This is a genomic window from Mogibacterium pumilum, from assembly GCF_002243385.1.
Lineage (GTDB): Bacteria > Bacillota > Clostridia > Peptostreptococcales > Anaerovoracaceae > Mogibacterium > Mogibacterium pumilum.
The window spans coordinates 880,181-907,121 of sequence record NZ_CP016199.1 but is presented as its reverse complement, the minus strand read 5'-3'; the positions used below and the strand labels follow the sequence as shown (position 1 = coordinate 907,121).

The 26,941-nt window shown below is 42.5% G+C and carries 31 protein-coding genes and 1 pseudogene; 5 read left to right on the top strand and 27 right to left on the bottom strand.

Going from position 1 to position 26,941, the window contains the following annotated elements; translation table 11 throughout:
* The 19 genes from AXF17_RS04365 to AXF17_RS04275 form a co-directional block, all read right to left on the bottom strand.
* Positions 1-718, bottom strand: a 718-nt coding sequence (locus AXF17_RS04365; RefSeq protein WP_094233974.1) for a biotin--[acetyl-CoA-carboxylase] ligase, incomplete at its 3' end; no start/stop codon positions are given.
* The gene (locus AXF17_RS04360) at positions 719-1,180 is read right to left on the bottom strand and encodes a MarR family transcriptional regulator (RefSeq protein WP_094233973.1); all 462 of its coding nucleotides are present in this window, start codon (positions 1,178-1,180) and stop codon (positions 719-721) included.
* A gap of 47 nt (positions 1,181-1,227) precedes the next feature.
* Positions 1,228-1,650 (bottom strand): 3-hydroxyacyl-ACP dehydratase FabZ, encoded by a 423-nt coding sequence (fabZ, locus tag AXF17_RS04355; RefSeq protein WP_094233972.1) that lies wholly within the window; start codon positions 1,648-1,650, stop codon positions 1,228-1,230.
* Positions 1,647-2,882, bottom strand: coding sequence for a beta-ketoacyl-ACP synthase II (gene fabF / locus AXF17_RS04350; RefSeq protein WP_207651586.1), 1,236 nt, complete (start codon positions 2,880-2,882; stop codon positions 1,647-1,649). The genes fabZ and fabF overlap by 4 nt, the downstream gene beginning before the upstream one ends.
* Positions 2,882-3,619, bottom strand: a complete 738-nt coding sequence (fabG, locus tag AXF17_RS04345) for a 3-oxoacyl-[acyl-carrier-protein] reductase (protein ID WP_094233970.1) — start codon at positions 3,617-3,619, stop codon at positions 2,882-2,884. The genes fabF and fabG overlap by 1 nt, the downstream gene beginning before the upstream one ends.
* Before the next feature lie 41 nt (positions 3,620-3,660).
* A complete protein-coding gene (locus AXF17_RS04340) occupies positions 3,661-4,584 on the bottom strand; it encodes an ACP S-malonyltransferase (RefSeq protein ID WP_094233969.1) in 924 nt (307 codons plus the stop codon).
* 32 nt (positions 4,585-4,616) lie between these two features.
* Entirely contained in the window at positions 4,617-5,540 is a 924-nt protein-coding gene (locus AXF17_RS04335) for an NAD(P)H-dependent flavin oxidoreductase (protein WP_094233968.1), read from the bottom strand.
* Positions 5,541-5,542: 2 nt separating this feature from the next.
* Entirely contained in the window at positions 5,543-6,436 is an 894-nt protein-coding gene (locus AXF17_RS04330; protein WP_094233967.1) for a 3-oxoacyl-ACP synthase III family protein, read from the bottom strand.
* 1 nt (position 6,437) lies between these two features.
* Positions 6,438-7,208, bottom strand: coding sequence for a carboxyltransferase subunit alpha (gene accA / locus AXF17_RS04325; protein ID WP_094233966.1), 771 nt, complete (start codon positions 7,206-7,208; stop codon positions 6,438-6,440).
* A complete protein-coding gene (gene accD / locus AXF17_RS04320; RefSeq protein WP_094233965.1) occupies positions 7,201-8,088 on the bottom strand; it encodes an acetyl-CoA carboxylase, carboxyltransferase subunit beta in 888 nt (295 codons plus the stop codon). The genes accA and accD overlap by 8 nt, the downstream gene beginning before the upstream one ends.
* Positions 8,089-8,094: 6 nt before the next feature.
* Complete coding sequence (locus AXF17_RS04315; protein WP_094233964.1) at positions 8,095-9,465, bottom strand: acetyl-CoA carboxylase biotin carboxylase subunit; 1,371 nt, start codon at positions 9,463-9,465, stop codon at positions 8,095-8,097.
* Positions 9,462-9,998, bottom strand: coding sequence for an acetyl-CoA carboxylase biotin carboxyl carrier protein (locus AXF17_RS04310; RefSeq protein ID WP_094233963.1), 537 nt, complete (start codon positions 9,996-9,998; stop codon positions 9,462-9,464). Before AXF17_RS04310 ends, AXF17_RS04315 begins: the two co-directional genes overlap by 4 nt.
* Before the next feature lie 2 nt (positions 9,999-10,000).
* A complete protein-coding gene (locus AXF17_RS04305; RefSeq protein ID WP_094233962.1) occupies positions 10,001-10,228 on the bottom strand; it encodes an acyl carrier protein in 228 nt (75 codons plus the stop codon).
* A 287-nt stretch (positions 10,229-10,515) separates the two neighbouring features.
* Positions 10,516-11,064, bottom strand: a complete 549-nt coding sequence (locus tag AXF17_RS04300; RefSeq protein WP_094233961.1) for a 2-oxoacid:acceptor oxidoreductase family protein — start codon at positions 11,062-11,064, stop codon at positions 10,516-10,518.
* Between the two features lie 11 nt (positions 11,065-11,075).
* Positions 11,076-11,828 carry a thiamine pyrophosphate-dependent enzyme gene (locus tag AXF17_RS04295; RefSeq protein WP_094233960.1) on the bottom strand — a complete coding sequence of 251 codons (753 nt, stop codon included), beginning with the start codon at positions 11,826-11,828 and terminating at the stop codon, positions 11,076-11,078.
* Entirely contained in the window at positions 11,829-12,908 is a 1,080-nt protein-coding gene (gene vorB, locus AXF17_RS04290) for a 3-methyl-2-oxobutanoate dehydrogenase subunit VorB (RefSeq protein ID WP_094233959.1), read from the bottom strand. It abuts the gene before it with no gap.
* Between the two features lie 14 nt (positions 12,909-12,922).
* Positions 12,923-13,135 (bottom strand): 4Fe-4S dicluster domain-containing protein, encoded by a 213-nt coding sequence (locus tag AXF17_RS04285; protein ID WP_207651585.1) that lies wholly within the window; start codon positions 13,133-13,135, stop codon positions 12,923-12,925.
* A gap of 27 nt (positions 13,136-13,162) precedes the next feature.
* Positions 13,163-13,870 carry a nucleotide-binding protein gene (locus tag AXF17_RS04280; protein ID WP_094233957.1) on the bottom strand — a complete coding sequence of 236 codons (708 nt, stop codon included), beginning with the start codon at positions 13,868-13,870 and terminating at the stop codon, positions 13,163-13,165.
* An 80-nt stretch (positions 13,871-13,950) separates the two neighbouring features.
* Complete coding sequence (locus tag AXF17_RS04275) at positions 13,951-14,691, bottom strand: IclR family transcriptional regulator (protein ID WP_094233956.1); 741 nt, start codon at positions 14,689-14,691, stop codon at positions 13,951-13,953.
* A gap of 213 nt (positions 14,692-14,904) precedes the next feature.
* Here AXF17_RS04275 and AXF17_RS04270 point away from each other — a divergent pair, with 213 nt between their 5' ends.
* From AXF17_RS04270 to AXF17_RS04255, 4 genes are all read left to right on the top strand, one after another.
* A complete protein-coding gene (locus AXF17_RS04270; RefSeq protein WP_094233955.1) occupies positions 14,905-16,194 on the top strand; it encodes a glycosyltransferase family 4 protein in 1,290 nt (429 codons plus the stop codon).
* A 258-nt stretch (positions 16,195-16,452) separates the two neighbouring features.
* Entirely contained in the window at positions 16,453-17,658 is a 1,206-nt protein-coding gene (locus AXF17_RS04265) for a class II aldolase/adducin family protein (protein ID WP_094233954.1), read from the top strand.
* Positions 17,659-17,769: 111 nt separating this feature from the next.
* The gene (locus AXF17_RS04260) at positions 17,770-18,126 is read left to right on the top strand and encodes a cupin domain-containing protein (RefSeq protein WP_094233953.1); all 357 of its coding nucleotides are present in this window, start codon (positions 17,770-17,772) and stop codon (positions 18,124-18,126) included.
* A gap of 246 nt (positions 18,127-18,372) precedes the next feature.
* Complete coding sequence (locus AXF17_RS04255) at positions 18,373-19,005, top strand: ECF transporter S component (RefSeq protein ID WP_094233952.1); 633 nt, start codon at positions 18,373-18,375, stop codon at positions 19,003-19,005.
* A gap of 170 nt (positions 19,006-19,175) precedes the next feature.
* Here AXF17_RS04255 and AXF17_RS04250 read toward each other — a convergent pair whose 3' ends face one another.
* The 8 genes from AXF17_RS04250 to AXF17_RS04215 all read right to left on the bottom strand — a co-directional run bounded on the left by AXF17_RS04250 (position 19,176) and on the right by AXF17_RS04215 (position 26,517).
* On the bottom strand, positions 19,176-20,555 hold the full coding sequence (locus tag AXF17_RS04250) for a hypothetical protein (RefSeq protein WP_207651584.1): 1,380 nt from the start codon (positions 20,553-20,555) through the stop codon (positions 19,176-19,178).
* 145 nt (positions 20,556-20,700) lie between these two features.
* Positions 20,701-21,408: a queuosine precursor transporter gene (locus tag AXF17_RS04245; RefSeq protein ID WP_094234739.1), complete on the bottom strand. Its 708-nt coding sequence runs from the start codon at positions 21,406-21,408 to the stop codon at positions 20,701-20,703.
* 238 nt (positions 21,409-21,646) lie between these two features.
* Positions 21,647-21,895, bottom strand: coding sequence for a hypothetical protein (locus tag AXF17_RS04240; protein ID WP_094233950.1), 249 nt, complete (start codon positions 21,893-21,895; stop codon positions 21,647-21,649).
* A 40-nt stretch (positions 21,896-21,935) separates the two neighbouring features.
* Positions 21,936-23,303 carry an MATE family efflux transporter gene (locus AXF17_RS04235; RefSeq protein ID WP_237049084.1) on the bottom strand — a complete coding sequence of 456 codons (1,368 nt, stop codon included), beginning with the start codon at positions 23,301-23,303 and terminating at the stop codon, positions 21,936-21,938.
* Positions 23,304-23,306: 3 nt separating this feature from the next.
* On the bottom strand, positions 23,307-23,738 hold the full coding sequence (locus tag AXF17_RS04230; RefSeq protein WP_094233949.1) for a Fur family transcriptional regulator: 432 nt from the start codon (positions 23,736-23,738) through the stop codon (positions 23,307-23,309).
* Between the two features lie 119 nt (positions 23,739-23,857).
* Complete coding sequence (locus tag AXF17_RS04225) at positions 23,858-25,759, bottom strand: heavy metal translocating P-type ATPase (protein ID WP_094233948.1); 1,902 nt, start codon at positions 25,757-25,759, stop codon at positions 23,858-23,860.
* Between the two features lie 62 nt (positions 25,760-25,821).
* Positions 25,822-26,037: a cation transporter gene (locus tag AXF17_RS04220; RefSeq protein ID WP_094233947.1), complete on the bottom strand. Its 216-nt coding sequence runs from the start codon at positions 26,035-26,037 to the stop codon at positions 25,822-25,824.
* Between the two features lie 108 nt (positions 26,038-26,145).
* The gene (locus AXF17_RS04215) at positions 26,146-26,517 is read right to left on the bottom strand and encodes an ArsR/SmtB family transcription factor (protein ID WP_169711317.1); all 372 of its coding nucleotides are present in this window, start codon (positions 26,515-26,517) and stop codon (positions 26,146-26,148) included.
* A 192-nt stretch (positions 26,518-26,709) separates the two neighbouring features.
* On the opposite strand from AXF17_RS04215, the pseudogene AXF17_RS09480 reads away from it, so the two are divergent.
* Positions 26,710-26,941 (top strand): annotated as a pseudogene (locus AXF17_RS09480) (tRNA 2-thiouridine(34) synthase MnmA); the annotation flags it as partial.

Here is a 26,941-nt window from a genome sequence, read left to right as displayed (position 1 = left end):
CACCGACTCCAGTTAGTGTGCCTTCATAGCGCTTATCTGATTCAAAAAATATAGTGGAGCCCTTCGCGTATAGATGTGTGTTGACCTCTCGCTCCACATATATCATATTGTCCTCATAGCTGTTCTTCATGTGCTCAAAGAGCTTTATCAGAATATCAGCAAGCAGCTCGCATCTATTATATTTGATACCATTGTAGCTATAGAGAGATGTCATGTTATACAGAATCATCTCGTCTTTAGACTGGTTCACGTTGATTCCGAAGCCTATTATCAGTTTAGCAACTCTCCCATGCTCTATAATTGTCTCACATAGGATTCCTGCCAGCTTCTTATCTCCGATATACAAGTCATTTGGCCACTTCACTTCAGCATCAATCCCGTGCGTAGCGAGTGCTTCTCTAATGGCTGCTCCAACCAGAAGCGGATATACCAAGGTTTCTGAAGGTTCTTGATCTATAGTCAGCACCAGTGTTGCCAGAATCGAGCAGTACGGAGATGACCACCAATGTGAAGATTTTTTCCCAACCCCTTCATACTGATCTTCCGCCACAATCAATGCTGCTTCTAACTCATCACTGTGCGCCTTAGCATATTTATTTGTGGAATCGATATTTTCAAAATATAGATATTTAAACCCATCGGGCAGAACATCTGCCCTTAGAGACTTACTCTTAATCAGAGAAAATACCGATTCCTCATGCAATCTATCATCGTGCATCTAGTCAACCTTATTATCTGCGATGAACCTATTAACCTCACCCATAAACTCATCACTCATAACCTTTAGAATGTGCTCTAGGTTATCGATTTCCTCTTTGGTGAATCTTTTTGCCAGTCTGTCGAGTACTATCGGTATATAGCTATTCTTCGCCTTGTAATATTCGTGGAACTTTTGCGTCTCTTTGAGAATGAATTCGCGCTTATCTTCTTTGGACTGAATTTTCTCTATGTATCCCTTCTTCATAAGGGAAGAAATCTTGTATGCAACATTAGGCGTAGACATTTCCAAAAACTCCGCCAACTGACTGACTTTAGGATTCTTCATCGCGTGAATAACCTCAAGTGTAAATGTCTCTGTTGCTGTCAGTTCATTTCCCTTGCTTCCGCCATTTACAAACATATGCTTATACAGGTTCAATTTGAACTTCTCGTATACCTCTGCAAATACCTCTGTAAGCATCTAATAAATCCGCCTTTCTTCACTACGGGGATTACAGTTCTGGCATTCTACATGATGGCAAATGAAATCTCACAGGACATCGCCTTCTCACCGTCAACGAGAATGTAGCCTTCTCCAAATCCAATATCCCCACTTCTCTTATTGATTGCGCAGTGGATTTCAAGCTGATCTCCCGGAACGATTTTCTTGTAGAATCTCGCCTTCTTAATGCCCGCTAGAAATGCGTTAGCACCTTTTCCCTGATCAATCAGTACTGCAGCCGCGCCAACCTGACCCACTGCCTCCACCTGAAGAACCCCTGGCATTACAGCCTCACTTGGAAAGTGCCCCTGAAAGAAAGGCTCATTGCCGCTCACATTTTTAATTCCTACAGCCTTATTACCCGCCTCAAGTTCAATGATTTTATCCACCATTATGAATGGATATCTATGCGGTAAAATATTTCTTACTTCTTCGTATGTTAATTTCATTCAGTCCACCTCTTTACTACGATTGATGCATTATGGCCTCCGAACCCCAACGAGTTCTTGAGCGCATAGTTGATTTCCGCCTGCTTATACCTATTCACCACCAGATTTAGATCGCATGAATCATCTGGATACTCATAGTTAATGGTTGGTGGAACTATGCCTGCCTGCATGGAAATGATAGTCATTGCCAGCTCCGTCGATCCGGAAGCTCCGAGCAAGTGTCCGATTTGTGACTTTGAAGAAGAAACAAGAACATCTCTGTAGCCTTCACCGAAGGCACGCTTAATTGCTGCCGTTTCATATTTGTCATTGAGAGGAGTCGAAGTTCCGTGAGCGTTGATAAAATCAACATCGCTCGTCTTGATTCCAGCATCAGCAATCGCTTGAGTCATCGCAAGCGCCGCATAGCTTCCGTCCTCGCAAGGTGCTGTGATGTGGTTTGCATCGCAAGTATCACTATACCCTACTATTTCCGCAAGTATAGTAGCCCCACGCTCGACCGCATGTTCATACTCCTCAAGAACTAGAATCGTCGCACCCTCACCCATTACGAAGCCATCTCTCTTCTTGTCGAACGGAATCGACGCTCTATTAGGATTCTGAGATAGAGATAACGCTTTCATAGATGTAAATCCACCTACCGAAAGTTCAGTAATAGGTGCCTCGCTGCCACCAGCGAACATTATGTCTGCATAGCCATGCTTGATATGACGATATGCCTCACCGATAGCATTAGTTGCACTAGAGCAAGCTGTAACCATCGCCTGGCATGAACCGTGCGCGCTTAGGTCGATAGCTATATTACCCGCCGTAAGATTTATGATTGCCATCGGAATGTAGTAAGGCGACACTTTGTCAAACCCACGAGACAGACCTTTAGAATGTTCCGACTCTATGGTACTGATTCCGCCGATTCCCGAAGATACAAATACTCCAGCTCTTTCATTAGACAAATATTCTCTTGTAAGATTAGCATTTTCCAAAGCTCTTCTGCCGGCTATTATACCAAATTGAGTGACTCTATCCAATCTCCTCTGTTCCCTTTTATCAAAATAATCATCTGGATTGTAGTCCTTAATCTCTGCAGCTAGCTTCACCGCTCTATCGCTAGTATCGAATCTTGTGAGTTCTCCGATTCCGCAGCGCGAATTCCTAATGCCCTCAAGAACTTCAGGCGCGCTGTTTCCTAGCGGCGTAATCATTCCGATACCAGTCACTACTACTCTACTCATTATACGTTCATACCCCCATCTACAGAAATGACCTGACCTGTTATGTAGCGCGATTCCTTTCCAGCTAGAAATGCTGTCAGATTCGCAACATCACTCGGTTCACCTATAGTTCCGAGCGGAATTCCTGCCTTAATCTTTTCCTTTACATCGTCTGTCAAATTATCAGTCATCGGTGTCTCGATAAATCCTGGTGCAATCGCATTTACGAGGATGTTTCTAGAAGCGAACTCTTTTGCAAAAGACTTCGTCAGTCCAATCATGCCCGCCTTTGCAGCAGCGTAATTAGCCTGACCAGCGTTACCATGTAAGCCTACTATTGAAGACATATTGATGATTCTGCCACTTTTTCTCCTCATCATGTGCCTTGATACATACTTGCTGAGATAAAAAGCACTATTGAGATTGTTAGTTATAACATCTTCAAAGTCTGCTTCGCTCATCTGCATGATGAATTTATCCCTCGTGATTCCGGCATTGTTAACCAGCACGTCGATCTGTCCCTGTTCCTTTATGACCTCTTCTACCATTCTCTTGCAATCCTCTGAATTTGAAATATCTCCGAGCACTACCTGAACGTGACAGCTTTCATCCGATAGCTTCCCTACCAACTCTTTAAACTGCGGCCTCATTGTACGAACATTTAGCGCTAGGTTAAACCCTTCGCTCTTCAGTCTTTCAGCAATTGCCGTACCGATTCCACCAGCAGCTCCTGTAATAAGCGCTACTTTCTTCGCCATACATCTACTCCTTTTATTTCCTAGTAACATGAATTCTGTACTTAAACTTCCAACAGTTTAATCAAATCATCATCATTCTTAATCGCACTAACCTCTATATCTTCAAACTCCCTATCCAGGATTGTAGAAAGTACGCCTCCTGGTCCGATTTCGAGAAAGTGTGTAATTCCATCTGTCACCATTTCTTTGAAAGACTTATAGAGCAGCACGGGTGATACTATCTGTTCAGACAGAACTTCACTCATCGGAGTTCCGTCGTATTTCTCGCCAGTAACATTTGGATAGTATGAAATCTCTGGTGAGCTAAATGAAGTTTCTCCGAGCGTTTTCACAAATGCAGCTCTCGCTTGCTCCATAAACGGAGTGTGGAATGCCCCGCTAACTGCGAGCGATTTCGCAAGCTTGCTCCTTGATTTTAGGAATTCCTTTAGATTATCAATTGCTTCGCCTTCACCTGATACGATGATTTGTCTGCCGCTATTGATATTGGCAATATATATCTTCCCTTCAAACTCTGGATTTCCATGAACGATTTCTCTAACTTCGCCTTCAGTCATCTTGAGTATCGCCAGCATCTTGCCATTGCTCTTTTCTGAAGCTTTTTCCATCAGTTCTCCTCTCAAAGACACGAGTCTAAGTGCTTCATCTTCGGAGACTATTTTTGAAAGAGAGAGTGCGCTGTATTCTCCTAGGCTGAGTCCGCATGTTGCCTCAAGTCCCTCTAGAAGTTCAGGTCTATGTGTGCGAATTAGTTTCAATACAGCAAGCTGAAATGCAATCATAATTGGTTGAAGATTATTCGTCTCAGATATGTCTTCGATATTGCCGCTGAAGGATATATCTGTTAGTTCTTTCCCCAGACTGTCATATATACCCCTAATCTCAGGATATCTATCATATAGCTTGCTGCCCATGCCTTCGTACTGTGACCCCTGTCCAGCAAATATTACCGCTAATTTATTCATTGTTTCCCCTGTTTCTTTGTTCAATCCAGTTTCTACTTAAGGCTTTCTTTTGCGAATTCATATTCGCTCATCAGCTTGCCTAGAAGCTCAGGAACTGAATACAGTCTATCGAACTGAGCCGCTGTGTATCCTGCCATAACAGAGCCCTGATCAACATCTCCTTCGTATACCGCTTTTCTTAATCTTCCAAGCGTGAAATCCTCTAGAGCCTCCTTGTTGGTTTCACTTCTCTCAAGCTCTTTGAACTCTCTGGTCATAGGATTCTTGACAAGGCGCATCGGTCTTCCGTTCAGGTATCCTATAGATGTTATTCTGTGAGATTCAGTGTTTACTAACAACTCTTTGTAGTTCCGGTGCACAGGCACTTCATCAGTGAATAGGAATGCTGTTCCAATCTGAACACCTGATGCTCCAAGAACCTCTGCTGCTAGCATCTGTGCTCCAGAACCTATTCCGCCACCCGCGATTACAGGCTTATCGGTCGCATGTGACACCTGGTAAATGAGTGTCATAGTCGTCATCTCTCCGATGTGTCCGCCAGCTTCCATACCCTCTGCTATATATGCAAATACATCGATCTTGTCGAGGCGCTTAATCTGTAGCGGCGAAGATACGACTGGCATCACCTTGATACCTGCTGCGAGGAATTTCTCCATATATGGCCCCGGACTTCCAGCTCCAGCAATTAGATACGGAACCTTCGCCCTACATACGACATCAACCAGTTCTTCGATGTCTGAACGGAACATAATTAGGTTAACTGCAAAAGGCTTGTCCGTAAGCTCTCTGCATATCTCGATTTCCTTGGCGAGCACATCCGCCTTCATGCCACCCGAACCAATCGTTCCGAGCGCACCTGCATTTGATACAGCGGCAGTAAATTTACCGTCTGTGATATTCGCCATTCCACCCTGAATCACAGGGTATTTAATATTAAGTAATTTATCTAAGTTCATCTCTACCACTCCATCAGCACTGAATTTACTATTAGTCCCGCTCCAAACGCTGTGAACAGAACTTTGTCACTTTCTTTAAACTTGTCCCTATTCTCGTATAAAAGTGTTGGGATAGATGCCGCTGAAGTATTTCCGCGCTCTTTGATATTCTTGAGTACCTTATCATCATCTATGCCCGTTCTCTTGGCAATCTGTTCGAGTATTCTCACATTTGCCTGATGAGCTGCCACATAATCGATATCAGCTCCAGAAAGATCAGCTTTCTCGAGCAGTCGCTCTAGTGACTCAGGAACCTTGCTTATCGCAAACTTAAACACTTCTTGACCATTCATCTGAATAAAGTCATTATCATCCATAACGATAACTCGATCATCACCAAATGTATTTGCATCGCTCAGCCATAGCTTGTCATTCTTCTCGACTACGATTCCCGCGCAGCCATCTCCAAACAGCACGGATATTCCTCTATCTTCAAAGTCTATGTATCTGCTAACCTGCTCGCTGGCAACAAGAATAGCCTCTTCACCAGGATTAAGCATGCGTTCCGCCATAATCATCGCCGAAACGAAGCCTGCACAGGCAGCATTGATATCTGTAGAGAAGCAGCTATTTGGAAGTTCTAGCTTCTTGTGAAGGATGCCCGCAATCGATGGAATTCTGATGTCGCTTGAGAACGATGCAACTATGAGCACCTTAACCTTATCTCGGTCAAAGATAAGCTGCTCTGCCAGTTCCTTCGCCATCTCTGAAGGTGTCTCTTCAGTAATGTAGCGATTCTCGATTCCCGTACGAGTTAAAATCCATTCATCAGTCGTATCGAGTCTCTCTTCATAGTACTTATTGCTACGCTTAACGCCCTTGGTTAAGCTTTTAATGTCCTTAACTTTAAGTCCCATCTTATCCCCTAATCTCTCTAAATTTATCGTATCTGCGTTCTCTTAGCTCATCACCTGTCATCTGTGACATAGCTTCGAGTTCAGTTGAAATCAATTTTCTAAGCTGTGTAAAGTTGACCATCTCTCCATTTTCATCGATGATCTCATCTACAATTCCAAAGTCATACAGATCCTGTGCTGTAATTTTCATAACGTCAGCAGCCTTATCAGCAAGACCAGCATCCTTCCAAAGTATTGATGCGAAGCCCTCAGGCGAGAGTATCGAATATACTGCATTTCGGAACATGAATATCTTATTAGCTACTGATAGCGCAAGTGCACCACCAGATCCACCTTCACCTATAACCACTGCTATTACAGGAACTGTGAGCATCGACATCTTATCAAGCGAAGATGCTATTGCTTCAAATTGGCCTCTTTCCTCCGCTCCTACTCCCGGATAAGCACCAGGTGTATCGATAAATGTGATTACAGGTCTTCTAAATTTCTCCGCCTGATCCATCAGTCTCATCGCTTTACGATAGCCTTCAGGCATCGGCATCCCGAAGTTAGTCTCCACACCTTCATCTATGCCGCGACCCTTCTGTATTCCGATAAAGGTAACCGGTCTATCTTCAAATGATCCGATTCCACCGATTATCGTCTTGGAATCCCCGAAGCATCTGTCACCCTTGAGATAAATTATGTCTTCGAGAAGTCTCTCGATAACCTCTTTAGCCCTAAGCCTGTTGTTGGATCTTGCTTTCTTAACTATTTCATAAGCATTACTCATATTTCGCTCCAATCTTCACATGGTGCTTGAGCAGCTTAGCAATCTGTCTCCGCTGGCTCTCTCTCTCGCAAATCATGTCTACAAACCCACATTCCTCAAGCTTCTCAGCTCTCTGGAAATCTTTTGGCAGCTTCTTTTTTATGGTCTGCTCAATTACTCGTGGCCCTGCAAATCCTATAAGTGCATTCGGCTCAGCTATGATGATGTCTCCAAGAGACGCAAAGCTTGCCGATACCCCACCTGTTGTAGGATTTGTAAGAACACTTATATAGAGAAGTCCAGCATCTTGGAATTTTCCGATAACCGCACTCGTCTTAGCCATCTGCATGAGAGAGAAGATTCCCTCCTGCATTCTGGCACCACCAGAAGCTGAAAATATAATGACTGGAAGTTTATTCCTAATAGCATACTCAAACATCGCTGTTAGCTCTTCACCTACGTAAGTTCCAAGGCTTCCCATCATATACTGAAGCTCTAGCACAGCGACGAGCACCGGCTTTCCCTCTATCGTCCCCTTCACGATAGAAATCGCTTCATTAAGCCCCGATTTTGCCTCTTCCTTTGCACGCTTTTCTGCATACTTTGGAAATGAGATCGGATCTTTGAGTTCGCTTCCGAAGCAAACCTTCTCATATCCTTCGTCCATAAGGTATTCGAAGCGCTCACGCCCATTCATCTTCATGTGGTGACCGCACTCAGGACATATCTTCAAATGCTCTACGAACTCTTTATAGTCGATAACTGAATTACATCCATCACACTTAAGAAAAAGGTCGGGAAGCGCTCTTCGAGGCTCACGCCTAACCTGATTCTGCTTACTCCCGCCTCTTATGTTCTTGATTGCGGATAATAGATTTTTTCGCTTGTTTAAGCTTCCCATTTTCTGCTATTCTCCCGTTACATGCATGCTTTCCAGAAGCTCTGCTTCCTTATGTGCAACATAGTTTGTATCAATATTTCCAAGGATAAAGTCCTTGTCATAAAGTATTGCATAGATAAACCCGAGGTTAGTCGGAACACCATCTATAATCGTCTCGGAAACAGCTCTTCTCAGCTTCTTTATAGCGTCCATTCGCGTGCTACCCTTAACGATGAGCTTTGCCATCATCGAATCGTAAAACGGCAGTATCTTTGCTCCCTGATATAGCGCAGTCTCAAATCTCGTGCCTAGTCCGCCTGGTGGCAAGAAGAAACTAATCTCCCCGCAGCTCGGTCTAAAGTCGTCGTATGGATTCTGAGCATTAACTCGAATCTCAATCGCATGACCATTCACCTTGACATCCTCTTGCTTCACAGAGAGAGCAAGCCCTGAAGCGATTCTAATCTGCTCCTTGATAAGATTGATTCCCGTAACCATTTCGGTGACTGGATATTCAACCTGAATTCTCGTATTCATCTCCATGAAATAATAGTTGTCATACTTATCGACGATAAATTCTACTGTTCCCGTACCCTCGTAGCCGCACGCCTTTGCACACATTACAGCAGACTGATACATCTTCTCCAGCAGATCCCTGTTCGCCCTACTTGGACTCTCCTCGATAATCTTCTGATTGTTTCTCTGGATACTGCAGTCTCTTTCAGGTAAGTAAACTACATTGCCATGGCTATCTGCGAGAATCTGAATCTCTATATGCCTTGGATTCTCGATTAGCTTCTCAACATAGATGTCATCGTTTGCAAATGACGCCTTTGCCTCTCGCTTCGTGAGTTCCCAGCCAGCAACAAGGTCTTCACGCTTGTAAATTCTGCGCATACCTTTACCGCCGCCACCTGCCGAAGCCTTAAGAAGTACCGGATATCCGATCTCATCTGCGATTCTATATAGCTGCTCTTCATCAGAAATTGCATCATTACATCCAGGTACGACAGGAACACCGTTCTGCTCCATGAGTCTTCTCGCGGAAAGTTTATTACCCATGAGTTTTATAACTTTAGACGATGGTCCGACAAGCTTAAGTCCGCACGCTTCTACCTTTTCAGCAAAATCGCCATTTTCAGCAAGGAATCCATATCCGGGATGGATAGCTTCGCAGCCTGATTCGATAGCAGCTGTCAGGATATTCGCAACATTCAGATATGAGGCCGTGCTCTTTCCTGTACCGATGCAGATTGACTGATCCGTCAAATATATAGCAGGCTGCCCCTTGTCTACATCAGAGTAAACAGCAACAGTCTCAACGCCCATTTCACTGCAATTTCTCTGTATGCTCAGCGCAATCTCACCACGATTGGCTATTAAGACCTTTCTAATCATTCACCCTTCTCCAGCACAAACATGACCTGATCAAACTCTACAAGCTCTTCGTTCTTGCATTTAATCTCCTTGATTACTCCAGAATAATCAGATCTAATCTCATTCATCATCTTCATCGATTCGAGGATGCAAAGCACGTCACCTTTTTTTACAGTATCTCCGACCTTTACAAACGGAGGTGAATTAGGATCCTTTGCTGCATAGAAAACTCCGACAATCGGTGATTTTACAACTTCTGTATTGAGATGTGCGGTGCCAGTTTCTTCCTTTGCAGTTGTACCATCTACTTTAGCCACATTACTGTCATTATTAGCAGATACTGAATGCACAGCCGATGCCGAAGCAGTAGCAACAGGCTGTAGAGAAACTACAGGTGCTACTGCTTCGGACACAGGCACTGATGGTAATGCGGCAACGGAAGAGCCTTTCTTGAGTGTTAAGGCATAGTCCGAAATCTTGATTTCAAAAAAGTCACTGCTACTCTTGTCGAAAACTCTAACCAGTCTCTCGGTGAGCTCTAAGTACTTTTCCATAATTAGTTACCGCTGTTAGCAAACTTTAGTACATCTGCAATAGTCTTGCATTCAGGGAACTTCTCTTCAGGAATTGAAACTCCATGAGCCTCTTCCATCATCATTGAAAGCTCAACAGCATCTAAAGAGTCTAGCTTTAGATCTTCCTGAAGATCTGCAGTCTCAGTTACCTTATCCTCACTAACACCAAAATTCTCGCAAATTAGTTCCTTTAGCTGTTCAAAAGTCATATCGTTTACTCCTTTTTTCTTTTCAATCTCTGTGTTGGATAAAATATTTTAGTTAAATAATTTTATCTATTATTTTTTTATTATTCTAGTGCTCTTTGGTGTCTCCGTCAAGTGAAGGTTTTGTGTGCAATCTTTTGCAAGTGTTAAAAAAAGCTATATTTCAACGATAAAAGCATCATTATTTTAATCAAAAAAACGCAAAACAAGAAAAGATGGCTGATATTCAGCCATCTCCCCTCATACCTTATGGATTATCAATCGACGCCCATTACCTAGCGTCTACTTATTTACTTTCTAGCTTCAGCACCAATATCAAGGCCAGTCTTGAAAGCCTTGTCATTTAGAGGAATTACCTTTTGCTTGTGTTCAAACTTGTGGTGAATTCCATCGTAAATAACCTGTTCAGGTACTGCATTTGAGTAACCGATGTAAGCTCCCAGCATGATGATGTTAAGAACTCTTGGATTACCCATTTCGAGAGCCATCTCTGTAACAGGAACAGATACAACTGTGATGTCATCTCTCTCAATTGGATCCTTTACGATTGAGCTGTTAATGAACAGCGTACCACCCTTCTTAAGAGTTGGAAGGAACTTATGTAATGAAGGTCCGTTCATTACAACAAGGTCATCTACACTGTTAGATACGGGTGCACCGATTTCTTCGTCAGAAATTACAACGTAGCAGTTAGCTGTACCACCTCTCATAGCTGCGCCATAAGAAGGGAAGAACGTTACGTTGAGATCTGTTGACTGACATGTAGCCTCAGAGAGAAGCTTTCCCATGGTCATTACACCCTGTCCACCGAATCCGGCAATCATCAAATTTCTTTCCATTCTAAACCTCCCTATTTAGCTTCTGCGCCCTTGTCTCTAACGAGACCTAGAGGGTACTCATCAAACATATCCTTCTCGAGGAACTTGAGCGAATCAAGTGTGCTCATTCCCCAGTTAGTTGGGCAAGATGTAACGATCTCTACAAGAGAGAATCCCTTGCCTTCTAGCTGATACTGGAACGCCTTCTTGATTGCCTTACGAGCCTTGATTACGTTCTGAGGAGTGTTGCAGGAAACTCTTTCCAGATAGTAAGGAGCTGTTAGCTGGTTAAGAATCTCAACGATGTGCATTGGGTATCCGTGAACTTCCGGTTTTCTACCTTCCGGTGCAGTTGTAGCATTCATTCCAATCAGGGTTGTTGGAGCCATCTGTCCACCTGTCATGCCGTAAATTCCGTTGTTAACGAAGATTACTGTAAAATTCTCACCTCTGTTAGCAGCTGACATAGTCTCTGCAAGTCCGATGGAAGCGAGGTCTCCGTCACCTTGATAAGTGTAAACCAGTGAATCAGGGGATGATCTCTTGATTCCTGTAGCTACAGCGCAAGCTCTTCCGTGAGCAGCAATTGTAGCATCGTGAGCAACGTAGAATTGACCGAGCCCACAGCAGCCTACACCCTCAACTCTTACGAGTTTTTCGAGCTGCCCCAACTCTTCTGCAGCTTCACCGATTAGCTTATGCACTGTGCCGTGCATACATCCCGGACAAAATCCGGATACTGTATCAGGGAGAATTCCCTTAGTTCTTGAATAAACTTTTGACATCTATAGTACCTCCTTAATCAGTTCACGAGCAGCTTCCATCACCTGATCATTAGTCAGAAGCTGACCACCGGATCTTAGGCACTCTTTGATAACTGTTCTGCCCTTAACTGCATGATCCACATCCCATCTCATCTGAGCAGGAATGGACATCTCAACATCGAGAATACCCTTTACCTTGTTGAAGTCCAGATTCTCAAATGCTTCATATGGGAACGGAGAAAGCTTGATAGGTCTAATCATACCAATCTTAATTCCTTCTTTTCTGAGCTCTCTTACGACAACCTTTCCGATACGAGCAGAGATTCCATATGCCGCAATGACAATCTCAGCATCCTCTATCTCTAACTCTTCGTACTCAACGTCTTTATCCCAAGTTCTGTAGAGCTTATCTGCTTCGATATTAACAGCTTCCTGCCCTGTTCCAACTGAACCAGGTCTGCAGAATGCGTTCTCACCTACCGGGTGTCCTACGATAGCTCTGTAATTGAATGCGTCTCTTAATTCCGCAATCTCTTCCGGTGTCTTCATTGGAGGAAGAACTACAGGCTCCATAATTGTTCCCATAACTCCATCTGTGAGGATGAGAACCGGGTTCTGGTCTCTTTCAGCATAGTCAAATGCCTTATATACCATGTCTACGCACTCCTGTACTGTTGAAGGAGCGAGTACAATCATTCTGAAACCACCGTTTCCGGATGCCTTAGTTGCCTGCAGGTAGTCCTGCTGAGCAGGTTGGATAGCACCGATTCCCGGACCACCTCTCTGCACGTTTACATAAACTGCCGGTAGTCTAGCAGATGCGCAGAAGGAGATTCCTTCTGAATACAAACTGATTCCGCAGCTGGATGATGAACTCATCGCTCTGATTCCGGTTGAAACAGCACCATAAAGCATGTTTACAGATGCAACCTCGGACTCACCCTGTACAAAGCTTCCACCTACTTCCGGCATTCTTCTTGCCATATACTCAGGAATTTCGTTCTGTGGTGTGATTGGATAACCAGCAAAGAAACGACATCCTGCTCTTACAGCTGCCTCAGCAATCGCTTCACAGCCTTTCATAAATACACGTTCTGCCATATTGCTCCTCCTTACTAATCTCTCCAAACCTCGATACAATCCTCCGGACACATCTGTGCACACATTGCGCAACCGATGCAATCCTCCGGTGTAGCTGCAACTGAATAAGGGTAACCCTTAGAGTTGACATTTTCACCGATAACGAGGACTTTCTTTGGACATGAAATCACGCAATACTGGCAGGACTTGCAAGCCTCAGCATTGATTTCAACTCTACCTTTAGCCATCAACATTACCTCCTTAAATAAAATGTTTTAGCAATCAACCCACGAATAAGTCAGGAATAACTCGATTGGGAATAGATGTCTGTCGGTCATACCTTTGACTTCATCATATATCTCATCCCTCACAACGAAACTGCCGACAGTAACTATTCGGTCGAGCATCTCGTCGAGCTTACCCAGTCCTTCCATGAATTCTTCAGCACTCGTCTGGTAACCTAGGTTAGGGTTACCAAGAATGTAGATGCGATTCAGCCTAGCCGCAGTGACAATATCGCTCATAGTCTCATCGATCGACTTCAGACTCTTGGTCCAGGGTCTGTATGGATTGATGACATAAACCGGAATCGTGTTGTCATCCTTTAGCAAGTGCGAGTACACTCCCACAACTCTCGCTGCATTGTGACCACCACCAATATCAAGAATCGTATATACATCCTTGTTCATGAGCGATTCAGCAACTCCACCGACAACAGTCGGCGCATCGAGAAATTGCAGTTGATAATTTATCTCCACACCCTTCTGGGCGAATGCATCCTTCATATCTCTGGAGCGATATAGCGGTTTACTCTGATCCATATCGAATACCTGAACCTTGGCACCAGTCTGCTCTGCAATCTTGGCAGCCACATTGAGAACTATCTCGCTCTTGCCGCTTCCAGCCTCTCCTATAAAGAGGAAATTCTTCTTCTCTGTAAGAAGATCTCCGAAATTCTTGTCCATCTCGTAGAAAATACTCATCCCACTACCTCATCTACAAATATTACTTATATCGAGCTGCTTTGGTGCAATAATAATATTTCCAAAGCCCCATGTGTTAACTACCTAAACAGATTCTCACACTCTGAAGCAGTGTCCTGTAGCCTTGGGATTACGGAGTAGAGACTTCTGACCATCCTCTCCTTGTATCCACTGACGCTGATTGCACATATCGCCGTACCATCAGATGAAAGCACTGGTGCCGCTACACATACGAGGCCCTCTGTAACCTCTTCCATATCGTAGGCAAGCTTTTCCTCCTTGACCTCTTCAAGAAGCAATCTGAATTCTTCCTTGTCAGTAATACTCTTATCGGTGAGACGAATATAATCTATGTCATCTACCAGTTTGTCTGACTCTCCTGAAAAAGCCGTAAGCACTTTACCTGCAGCTGTCAAATTAAGACTCATCATCTCCTCTGAACTAACTACAACGGCAATTCCCTGATAAGGATTCTTACGGATCGCTATATATGTCTTTAGCCCTTGACGTACAGAAACGGTTACCGCCAGACCGCACTTTCTACATAGTCTTGCTACCGGCTCGTCAAGCATATTGACTATCTGCTTCTGTATATTTGTATTTCGACTCAATGTAAACACTCTATCAGTCAGATAATAGCCACCATCCATCTTATCTTTATAGATGTACTTCATCTCCTCAAGCGAATTGAGAATTCTGCTAATTGCAGCGTTAGAAAGTCCCGTCTGCTGCGCTATAGACGTTAGAGTCAGGCGACTCTGTGATTGGTATAAATCCAGTACTTTCAACGCCTTCTCAAGTGAACTATTGCGCTCTGCCATGACTTCTTCCTTTCACTACTCTTCTACAACTCAAAATATACTATTTGGTGTTAAGTTAGTCAATATTAATTGGCTAAATTTTTCCGTATTTCGAGCAATCAATTCGTTATGCGGAAAATATGGGTTGAGAGTTTTTTTAATTTTCCTAGTATACTTTTTAGTTCAGCGATTGATATTGACACTACAAATTTCTTATAAGACAATAAGGCTACTATGAAAATTTTAAGTATTAGCACACAAAAACCGCACTCGACAGGCAGTGGCATATACCTAACAGAACTCGTCAAATCTTTTGACAGAGCAGGTCATGAACAGGCTGTAGTTGCAGGTGTATATAACGAAGATTTATTCGAATTTCCTCCTTCTGTACGCACCTACCCAGTCTACTATTCGCACGGAGACTCTACAGGCGAATTACCGTACGAGGTGCTTGGCATGTCAGACGTTATGCCATACCCTTCTACTCTGTACAATTCGCTTACTGAAGATATGGCAGATATGCTTTATGACACTTTTGGCAAAGCTATTGGAAGAGCTATAAGGGAGCTCGATCCGGATGTAATCCTCTGCCATCACCTGTTTCTGCTAACTTCCATGCTTCCTGAGATAATCAAAGAATTTGCCCCTAAATCATTCCATGGCAAAATCTACGGCATCTCGCACGGCTCCGACCTCAGACAATTTCAGAACTGTCCGTTCAGACATGAGGCTGTGATTGCGGGGATAAGGCAGTTTGATGGAATATTTGCCCTTCACGACGAGCAGAAGATTAAGATTGGCGAACTTTACGGTATAGCTGATAATAAGATCAAAGTTATCGGCACCGGGTATAACTCACAGATATTTAAGATGGATGAAGATATAGATAAGCCGCAGTCAGATGGTCCGTATAAGATCATTTATGCCGGCAAGCTCAGCACGGCTAAGGGAATTTTCCCACTTATAGAAGTTTTGGATGAGCTGGATAAGGATAGTGAAATTCCCGCTTTTGAACTGCTGCTTGCCGGCGGCTGCCAGGAGGAAGGAATCGCGCGCCTCCTCTCGGGGAAGCCAGTGCTCCGCGCTGGCGACGCAGGCGAGCTCGTCGCGTTGCCATTCAGAGCCAGCTATCTCGGCATGCTATCCCAGACCGAGCTCGCCGCGGCCTTCAGAGCCAGCGACATATTCGTGCTACCTTCATACTATGAAGGCCTTCCCCTCGTCCTGATTGAGGCGATGGCGTCGGGCACGATTCCCGTCTGCACCAGCCTGCCAGGAATACAGAGCTGGCTGGCCAGCAAGATTGTATCTGACAACACCATCTTGGTAGAGCCACCTAAGATGCAGGCTCCAGGCGAACCATTTGAGTCTGAAATTCCTGCATTTAAGGTTCGTCTCAAGCATGGTCTCATATCAGCTTTAAACCTTGCCTACAGCAAGAGATATGATTCTGATTATGTATATCCGGATACGAGCAAAGCGTCGTGGGACGGAGTTATGGAAACTATACTAAAATATGTATAACTTTCCTTGCTCTCTCCACATTCAAAATCACATTAAATGATATAATTTACACATAGCAATAGATTGATATTTTATCCGTATTAACAACTGGACAGTCGTACAAATGGAATAGCCATGTGACTTGTGTTCACAGAATTATCGGGATACTTATATCGCTGTTTTCAGTTAGGAATTTTAGGAATAATGAGATAATTAGTGCAGCACGAACTATCAGGTTCGGCTGCACTACTATAATACAAATAGTAGAGAGGTGCGAAAATGAACGAATTACAGGCGAGAGAACTTATAGTTAAGTACGCCTCCGACTTTACAGATAGGTACACCAAAGCATACGGCTCAATTATTGTGAGAGTTGATAACGGAACATACCTCATGTCGAGACCTGTCTTAGTTTTGGATACTATCAAGGATTCAGATTTACAGCTTTATGACATGAGCTCAGGTGATGTCGGCAAGATACTGAGCACGAGACGTGACATCAACATCATGATTTTTGCATGTACAGAACCTGCAGCACTTTTTTCAAAAGATGCTGATTCACTCAAGCCAGCGCTCTATGATCTTGCAGGTATTGTTGGAACTGACATTAAAATCGCTGAAGACACCACCTCCAAAGCTCTTCTAGCAGCTCTTAAGAACAGAGCTGGGTGCCTGGTTCGTGGCAAGGGTATATTTAGCGCAAGCGATAATATGAAAGATGCAATTTCGATTATTAAGATTATAGAGAAGAGCATTGAAGCGGAGATGTACGGTGATAAAATCAGCGGTATAAAGTACCTTACAGACGAAGAGGCTCTACGCACACGCCAGATGCACAATCACCTGTATTCCAATGTAAATTCTGAGAAACATGTTGATTTTGTCAATATCTCAACTGATGAGTTAGACATTCGTAATAACATGATTGATTGCACTAATACGCTCAAGGATTTGGGGCTTTTTCACGGCTCGTGGGGAAACCTTTCCGTGAGGCTCAATGATCATGAAATGCTGATCACACCTTCGGCAATGGAGTATAACAATATCCGTACCGAAGATATCGTAAAAGTAGATATTAACACATTGGCATTTAATCCTATACAGCGGGTACCATCTAGCGAGTTCGATTTACACGCTGCTATTTACAGGGCTCACCCTGATTGGAATGCTATAGTCCGTACACACTCACATGGACTTTCGGTATTTGCAGCTGCACAGGTGGGTTTTAAGATTACTGACCCTGCCCTTCACCAGCTGCTTGGAGATGTCAGCGCAAGCGAGCATGTTGAACCTCATACACCTGAATTTATCGATAGCATTCTGAAGGAGCTTGAACACAACAACATATGCGTAATCGCAAATAGAGGTCCGATTTTCTGTGCAACTAGCCTTGAAAATGCAGCTATTATGGCTGATACTATAGAGGATACAGCCTGTAACAGGCTCGGCTATAATGAGTCGCTTCTTAAACCCGAGGAGAATTAACATCCAAATTATGGCATGCATCTGATGCATGCCATTTTATCTGGAACAAAACAAATCCTATATCGGTGAAATCTTATTTATCTAAACGACTTAATATTATGGAGGAACAAAATGAGTTGGATTAAAACGAAAGATCAAAGGCAGCACTATACTAAGCCATCTGTAGCTAATGGTTCTGGTCACATGATCACGACGCAGATTATCGACTGCGATGAAGAACTTCTCGGCAAAGGAAGGTTATTTAAGGAAATCATACTCGAGAAAGATTGTGGCGTAGGCTACCACATCCACGAGGGAGATGCTGAAATTTACGTTATTCAGAGTGGCGAGGCAGAATACAACGATAACGGCATCATCAAAACCGTACGTGCCGGAGATGTCACATTCACAGGTTCCGGCGAAGGTCACAGCCTTACCAATAAGAAGGACGAGCCGGTTAAATTCATCGCCCTCATCATCTACGAGTAGCGTTATGAAAATGAATTTATGGAATTAAGCGAAGGTGAAACTTAATTCCATTTTTATTTGCGAGAATACTTGTTGTAAAATAACTCACAAGTTGTTATAATCTCTCAGGCAGATTACTGTGCAAATATCATCGTAGCACATCGCACGATAGAGACTTTACTGTACGGTATCACACCATGTAAATTATTTCTTCGGGGCAACCCGACTCATCGCTGTATCCTAACAGAACGGCAGAAGGAGGTAAATATGAGGGATAAATTATCCGATTCTAAATTTCTTGCGCAATTAGCGCTTCTCGTTGCAGTCGAGATTGTGATGAAGCTCACTGGACTTGGCAGTGTACCTATAGGTCCGCTCTACATGTCATTTCTCACACTTCCAATCGCTATCGGAGCTATACTAATGGGTCCACTCGCAGGAGCTATACTCGGCGGAGTGTTCGGCATAGCAAGCTTCATGGATGCGATTTCCGGAGCGTCTGTCATGGGAGGAGTTTTATTTCAAGTCGCACCATTTAAGACATTTGTACTATGCGTCATCACGAGAGTGCTCATGGGAGCCTGTGCAGGTATCATATTCAAAGCAATCAATAAAGTTTTAAAAGACCGTACCATCGCATACTCGATTGGCGCAATAAGCGCACCCATACTTAACACGATATTCTTTATGGGGTTTCTAGTTATTGCCTTCTACGACACAGACTATATCCAGAAACTGGCTCATACGATTGGTGCTACCAATCCGCTTACTTTTGTAATCACACTTGTGGGTCTTCAGGGCTTAATCGAAGCGGCAACATGCTGTGTGCTCGGCACTATAGTTTCTAAAGCACTTGCAAAGCACCTCGGACATAACACCGCAGGAAACACAAATGCTTAAAGAATCTTTAAGCTAGCAAATTATTGTATTAGATACACCAATACAATAATCTAGCCACGCAAGCATATATTGCGTGGCTTTCTTGTATAAACAAAACTGACCTGCAAGATTTGTTCTTGAAGGTCAGTTTATATGATTTAAATTAGATTTGAACTTTCAAACTACGAAGACTAGCTTACTTTTCTTCTTCTAAGGTAACTAACACCAACAAGCATTGCACCGGACACGCCCAAAAGGAGTACATATTTCATTACATCTGTATCATCTCCAGTCTTAGGCATCTTAGTCTTCTTTGCTACCTTTACCGTATTACCCGGGTTACTTGGTGTAGTATTCTCAGTAGCCTTATTCACCTTAAAAGTGTATGAAATCAAGTTAGGTTTATCCTGTGGTGCCGCTGCATCTCTTCCTGAAATAGACTGTTTAGCAGCAAAGAATGTGTAATATCTTTCTGCTGCTCCTTGATTATGGTTCTGTGAAAATGAATAGAATTCTTCTGTTTCAGATAATGCAAAGTCATAAAATCCAGCAGCTGTTCCTTTTAATGTAATCTGGGTGTCAGGGGCTGCATTATCTGCAACCTTTATTCCAGAGATACTCACACGAATATTGTCTGCATCTTCTGATGAAACCTTATCTAATAAATCTTTCAATTTATATTTTTTTGCTTTTTCGTTTTTGCTTAATCGTACAACAAGTTTACCATCTTCTTTTGAAACCGTTGCTGAAAATCCATTAAGTCCCTCAATCTTTGCTTTTGGATTATCAGAAACTACAACTCCTTCAGGAATGTCAACTGTGAATGCCAATCCCGCATCAGAAACTGCATACTGACTCGCACGCTTATTTATATTTTGTAGAGTTGTACCACCTCCGCCAAACATTTCTAAAGTAAAACCTTTTAGATATCGTTTAAACCATGATGCACTTAACGAAAACTCCAATGGTATTTCATCCCCCCTATTGTATCTACCAATGGCAGATGAACCATTTGAGTCTTTAGCATACAAATCACTATAAACAGCTAACTTTTCATCTGGATTACCAACTTCATCAGATGTCAATATTTCATTTTGCGTAAAATTATATGGATTTCTCCAAGCATCTGTTGGCAACAACGAATACCATTTTAATGTTTCATAATAAGCAGTATCTAAAGTATGTCCATTCGCTCTAATTCCCGTATTAGGAAAATTATTTACAACTGCAAATAAATCAATACCGTGAAATGCGGCTATCGAATTAATTGCAGTATTAGATGGAGGAGTAATGTATTTAGGGAACAAGCCAAACATAGTATTATTACCTACACCAGCAGCTCCAGAAACATTAATAACATATCGCTTCTCTAAATCTACCCAATAATTGTCATTCAAAGTTTGTTGTGTTCGATCAGTTGTATCTCCATTATCCATATTAACATCATAAAGATACATCAATGGCTCCGCATTACTATTATCTGCAAACACTTTGTTTGTACTAGATAATATTCCGAGCATTAGCACAAAAACCATTACCATGCTCAAAGATTTTCTAATTACCTTTCCCACAATCTCCACTTTTCCTTTCTTAATAAATAATATTTGTGAATATAACGTCATTATTTTATCATATATATATATATATATATATATATATATATATTCTGGATTGTACTTTTAAAGTACAAGAAAGGAACGCCTCTATTATTTAGTTTCAAACGGTCATATCGCCCTTCTTGCGAGCTATCGATCTGCATAGATACACGAACGGTGTATCGCAGAGACTAGTCACGATATAGATTATATAAGTCGAGAATATAAGCGTTATTACGGTCTTGGTATCGTATAATCCTGCAAAAGCAAATACCGTATATAGCGCAGAATTAACCAGCTGCGATAGTAGCGTAGAACCGTTATTTCTCAGCCACAGGAATTTCTCCTTATCACCGAATCTCTTATTAGTGAATCCCCACCACTTGTGATATAGCCACACATCGAAGTACTGAACGATTACGTATACCGCAAGACTTGCGAACATCAGCCTTGGTGTATTCGAGAATATTTCTCTGATAGCAGGCGATGCAAAGTCATTAGCACTAGGTGAGTATACGAGCCATGATGAGCTTATAACTACAAATGCAACGGAAGTCGCAACCCCAAGGTGTACGGCTTTGTGCGCATCTTTTTTACCATATATTTCGCTGGCAATGTCGGTAACTAGAAAAGTTGTCGCAAAGAGAACATTTCCAAGTGTCATCTCCATGCCGAACGCCTTGACGAGGATTAGAACCTCGATATTAGCTGTGATAGTTGCAAGTACGGTCCATAGGTATAGTCCATCTCTACCCAGGAACTTGTACATGAGTACTACGGCGCTGTACTCGACTATCAGTGTGATAATTAGCAGTAATTCATTACTCATTTTGTTTTTGCCCGGGTACTTATTCCCAAGCTCTCCTTTCATAATTAAAAGTCCAGAAGACAAGCATAGTTTTCCTACAGCTCCTATCACCACACGGGACGATTCCCTAATGAAAATCAGCAAAATAAATAGCCGACGCAAAACAAAACGCCGGCTTACTCTCGTATTCCTAGTACCCGTAGTTTTGATAAAGCAGGATGGTTTCGAACTGCTGTATAAAATTGTCTCCGTAATTAACTTACATGTTTAAGAATGCAAAAGCTTCTTCCTCACTCGCAAAAGTGATTATAGTGAGTAGCACGAGCACTGCCGCCCACACAAAAAATGCCAATAACAAAATCCACTTCAAAGGCTTATTAGCCCTAGCTCTATAGCACACATATCCGAATAGCACAAAGATAACTAGTATCGTCGCCCATACTATGGCATTAGCGTGTGGCACAAAATATTGTTCTGCGAATTTCTCAATAGGCGCAGGCAATCTCATCTCAATCTCCTTTCGAACCTTTTGTCTTAACTCTTATATTCTAGACTAATACCTCACCCTTAGGCAAGACCTTCTTGAGTGTTCTTTTGTATGCAAAAACCATCATAGCAGCTGTAATCGCCCAGCTCACTGGGTAAACGAGCATGAGGTTAAACCATGTCGGATTAAATTTAAAGAAAGTATAAACCCATATGATTCGAACTCCACATACACCTATGAGAGTTACTATTGCAGGGCTCAGTGAGTATCCGTAGCCTCTCATGCCACCAGACAGCGTTTCTATCGTCGAATTCAGAACTTCGGCTACCATGAGTATTACGAGCCTCTCATAACCGAACCTTATAACTGTCATATCATCGTTAAATATTCCCAGAACTTCTCTTCCGAACACGACCATGATAACACCAAATACTATCATTGAAATCCAGTTGAGAATCTGAGTCTGCTTGACGATATCCTTGCATCTCTGGTAATTAGCAGCACCATGGTTTTGTCCAACAAATGTGACTGCCGCCTGTCCAAATGCATTTGAAATGAAGTACGCCATAATTTCGATATTAAACGACGCTGTCGCACCCGCCATTGCATCAGTGCCAAGACTGTTGATTGCTGACTGGATGAGCAGATTAGATATTGAAAATACCATGCCCTGCATGCCGGAAGGAATGCCTATTTTGAGGATACTTTTAGTTATCCTCTTATCTATCTTGAGCTTACTTAGCTGGATATGAACTAACCCTTCGTGCTTTTTGAGATAATAGAATAGAAGCGCTGCACTTAGAGCATCAGCTAATACCGTTGCAAGTGCGACCCCTTCAACATCCATTCTCATTACGATTACAAAGAATATATTAAGAGCCACGTTTACGACTCCAGAAAAAGCGAGACATATCAGTGGCGTCCTCGTATCACCTTGACTTCTAAATATCGCTGACTCAAAGTCGTATAGCATTATAAACGGCATTCCCCCGAACAGTATTCTGAGATACCTAACTGAGAGAGGTGCGATATCTTCTGGTACGCCGAGTATATCGACGATTGGATTTGCAATTATATTACCAACTATTGCTATTGTGATACCGCTCAAAAGTGCTAATATTATAGCTGTATGAGCCGCCCTGCCCACACCTTCCTTATCCTGTGCACCTGTAAATCTCGCCATAATTACGTTGGTACCGACAGAAATACCTATAAACATATTTATCATCAGACCGAGAACAGGCGAATTACTTCCTACTGCGGCCATAGAGTCTTTGCCGACAAAAGTACCAAGAACTGCTACGTCAGCTGCACTAAAAAGCTGTTGCAATACACTTGTCAGCGCCAGCGGCAGTGCAAAAATTAAGACCTTCCTCCATATGCTGCCATGGAGGAGGTCGCTCATATCATCAGATTTTATTTTATTCATAAACTACTTATCCTTTTGAGTATCAAGACACGCTTCACATGTACCATAGAACACAGTGCGAAATGGATCAATTTTAAATCCATGTTCATCACTCATGTGATGCTCAATATCCTTAATCATATCGCAATGAACATGAATCAGCTTACCGCACCCTTCACACTTACAGTGGTATGCACTGACGGTATCATGCGAAGCTCCATCACCGACATACTCAAAGCACGCTGCTCCATTCGTTCCGACTGCATATTTACTCACAATACCTTCATCAAGCATACGCTGAAGATGACGATATAAGGTGGTTACGCCGATTGCTTTATCTTTGCCAGCAAAATACATGTACAATTCATTGACTGTAAAGTGCTGTCCTGGTATTGAAGATATGTATTCAACTAGTTCGTCGTACTGTTTTGTCTTGTATCTCTTCTTGGCTTCCATTTCACCCTCAATTAGACTCAAATTTCAAGAAAATTGGTTTTCAACTCTTAAGAATTGAAAACCAATTTTTATTTTATGATATATTACGAACTAAGTCAAACTTAGACCCACCAGAAAGGCTACTGTTTGAATTTAAGTACGCGCATCGAATTTATGATGCAGATAATACTCACACCAACATCTCCAAATACTGCCATCCACATCGAAGCAATTCCGAAAGCTGATAACAGGAGAATAATAATTTTTACCCCGATTGCAAATGCGATATTCGATTTGACAATTCTCATCGTGCGTTTAGCTATTTTTAGGATTATTGGAAGTTTGCTCAAGTCATCATCCATAAGAACTATATCTGCAGCTTCAATAGCGGCATCGGATCCCAGTGATCCCATTGCAAATCCAACGTCCGCCCTCATTAGAACAGGAGCATCGTTAATACCATCTCCAACATATCCCAGTTTACCATCTCTTCCATGGCTCTTCGTTATAAGTTTTTCGACTTCTTCTATCTTATCAGCTGGTAGCAACTCATATTTAACTGCATCGAGTCCAAGAGTTTGCGCAACAGCTTCTGCAGCAGCTCGCCTGTCACCAGTTAGCATAACTGCTTTATTCACTCCTTCGCATTTTATTTTAGCGATGCTATCTTCCGCACCTTCCTTTATAGCATCTGCAATTACTATATAACCCTTATAATTTCCATCATAAGCTACGAAAGTTAGAGTTCCCATCTCAGATGAATGTTCATCGCCGATTCCATTTATACCATGTTCTATCAGTAGCTTGCGGCTACCGACGAGAAGCATCTTGCCATCGAGCTTAGCTGAGGTTCCTCGTCCTGTGACATTGTGAATGTCTTCAAGTCTACTCTTATCGAGGTTCATGCTCTTTGCTGCATCAAGTATCGATTTGCCAATTGGGTGTGTTGCAAACACCTCTCCGTAAGCCGCAAATTCTAAAAGCTCATCTTGGCTCACCCCTTTTGCAGGCACCAGCTTAGATACTCTGAATTCACCCTTTGTGAGCGTTCCAGTCTTGTCAAAAACCATAGTATCAAGACCAGCAGCAGCTTCGAGGAAATTGCTGCCTTTTACAAGTACCCCTATCTTTGATGCCGCACCGATTCCGCCAAAGAATCCAAGTGGTACTGAAATTACTAGAGCACACGGGCAAGACACAATCAAAAAGTTGCAGGCACGCTCAATTCCATCAGCCCAAGACAGATTGAACATCAGCGGCATAGCCACTGCAAGAAGTACAGCACTTATAGTAACGATTGGTGTATAAACGCGTGCGAATCTCGTAACGAAATTCTCGAGCACTGCCTTACGAGCACTTGCATTTTCAACTAATTCAAGTATCTTTGCAACAGTCGAATCGTCATACTCCTTGGTAACTCTTACCTTGAGCATACCTTCACCATTCACACAGCCCGATATTATATCGTCTCCTTCAGATACCCTTCTCGGAACAGATTCACCTGTAAGCGCAGAGGTATCAAGGAAAGATTCGCCCTCGATTACAATGCCGTCTAGAGGCACTTTATCACCAGGTCTCACTATGACGATACTGCCTATTTCAACATCTTCAGGGTCAACTTCTTCTGTCTCGTCTCCACTTAATACAAAAGCCGATTCCGGGGCAATCTCCATCATCTCAGCGATTGAAGCTCTCGACTGACCAACTGCATAATCCTGGAACGCCTCACCCATCTGATAGAACAGCATGACTGCGAGAGCCTCGGAGTACTGTGCATCTCCGAATATCCCAAGTCCAAAAGCTGCAAATGTAGCAATCATCATCAGAAAGTTTTCGTCGAAAACCTGACCATTACTTATATTCTTTGCCGCCTTTATAATTACATCATTACCGACGATAATATACGGAATGAAGTAGATTATAAACAGCGTAAACCCATTAAGCCCTTTTAGCGCACCCAAATGCTCAAGCATCATAAGTGCAACAAAGCACACGAGTGATACCGCGATTCTATTTCGTCTATTTCTTTGCTTTTTATTCATATTTGAACTACCCTTGTCTATCAACTTAATAGTTATCAAAGCCCTAATTTGCAGTAAAGAAACTATCTCTCCACTGTGAAGTCTGGCTCAATTTTTCTGCCAGTTTTTATAGCCTCATCTAGAATCTCATCGAATCTATCGTCATCCGCTATTAAAGTTAACTTCTGCATCATAAAGTTGAGCTTTGCATCCTCAACTCCATCTAGCTTCTTAATCGCATCCTCAACCTTCGCAGCGCAGTTTGCACAATCGATTTCACACTTAAACTTCTTCTTCATCTCGTACTCCTTTACTATTATATATAGCTTTCTCTATCTTGCTTCTTGCAAATTCTCAGCAGCACTATAATAACACCGACAATTATTATTCACAGTTAACCACTGTAACTACATCTCTTCGATATGCTCTTTGCCGATAGCTATGATTGTTCTCACATGGTCATCCGCGAGCTCGTATATCACCTGCTTGCCAGCCCTAGAGAACTTAGCCAGCTTAGCCTGCTTTAGGATCTTAAGCTGATGAGATATAGCTGACTGTGTCATCCCGAGAGCTTCCGCAAGATCGCAAACGCACATCTTCTCTTCGAAGAGTGCAAAAAGTATCTTCATTCTAGTCGAATCTCCGAACACCTTAAAGAGTTCCGACAAATCAAAAATTTCTTCTTCTTTCGGCATAGCTCTGACTACCTTTTCGACAGTATTTCCATGCACTTCGTTAACCTCGCAGTGGGGCGCTTCATTATTTGCTATATTTGCCATAATTTCTCCTACATCTTATATTAAAACTACATTCATTCATATGAACAATTATTCATATGTTTATTTTTAATATACTCTTGTTATAAAAATTCGTCAATATGTCTTTGATAAAATTCATGTATTTCAGCTAATACTATTTACATCAGTTATTGTGCTATAATCAGTTATTCAATAAGAATCAGGAGACTAGAAATGAGCAAGAAAGTTCTCGTCGCTATGAGCGGTGGTATAGATAGCAGTGTAGCAGCTCTTCTCGTTATAGAGGCCGGTCATAAGGCAACTGGAGTAACGATGAGGCTGTATGATAACAACACTATAGGCAGTGATGCAAAAACATGTTGCAGCCTTGAAAATGTAAACGATGCAGAGAACGTTGCTGAGACACTGGGCATACCATTTGAGGTTTGCGATTTTAGACTAGAGT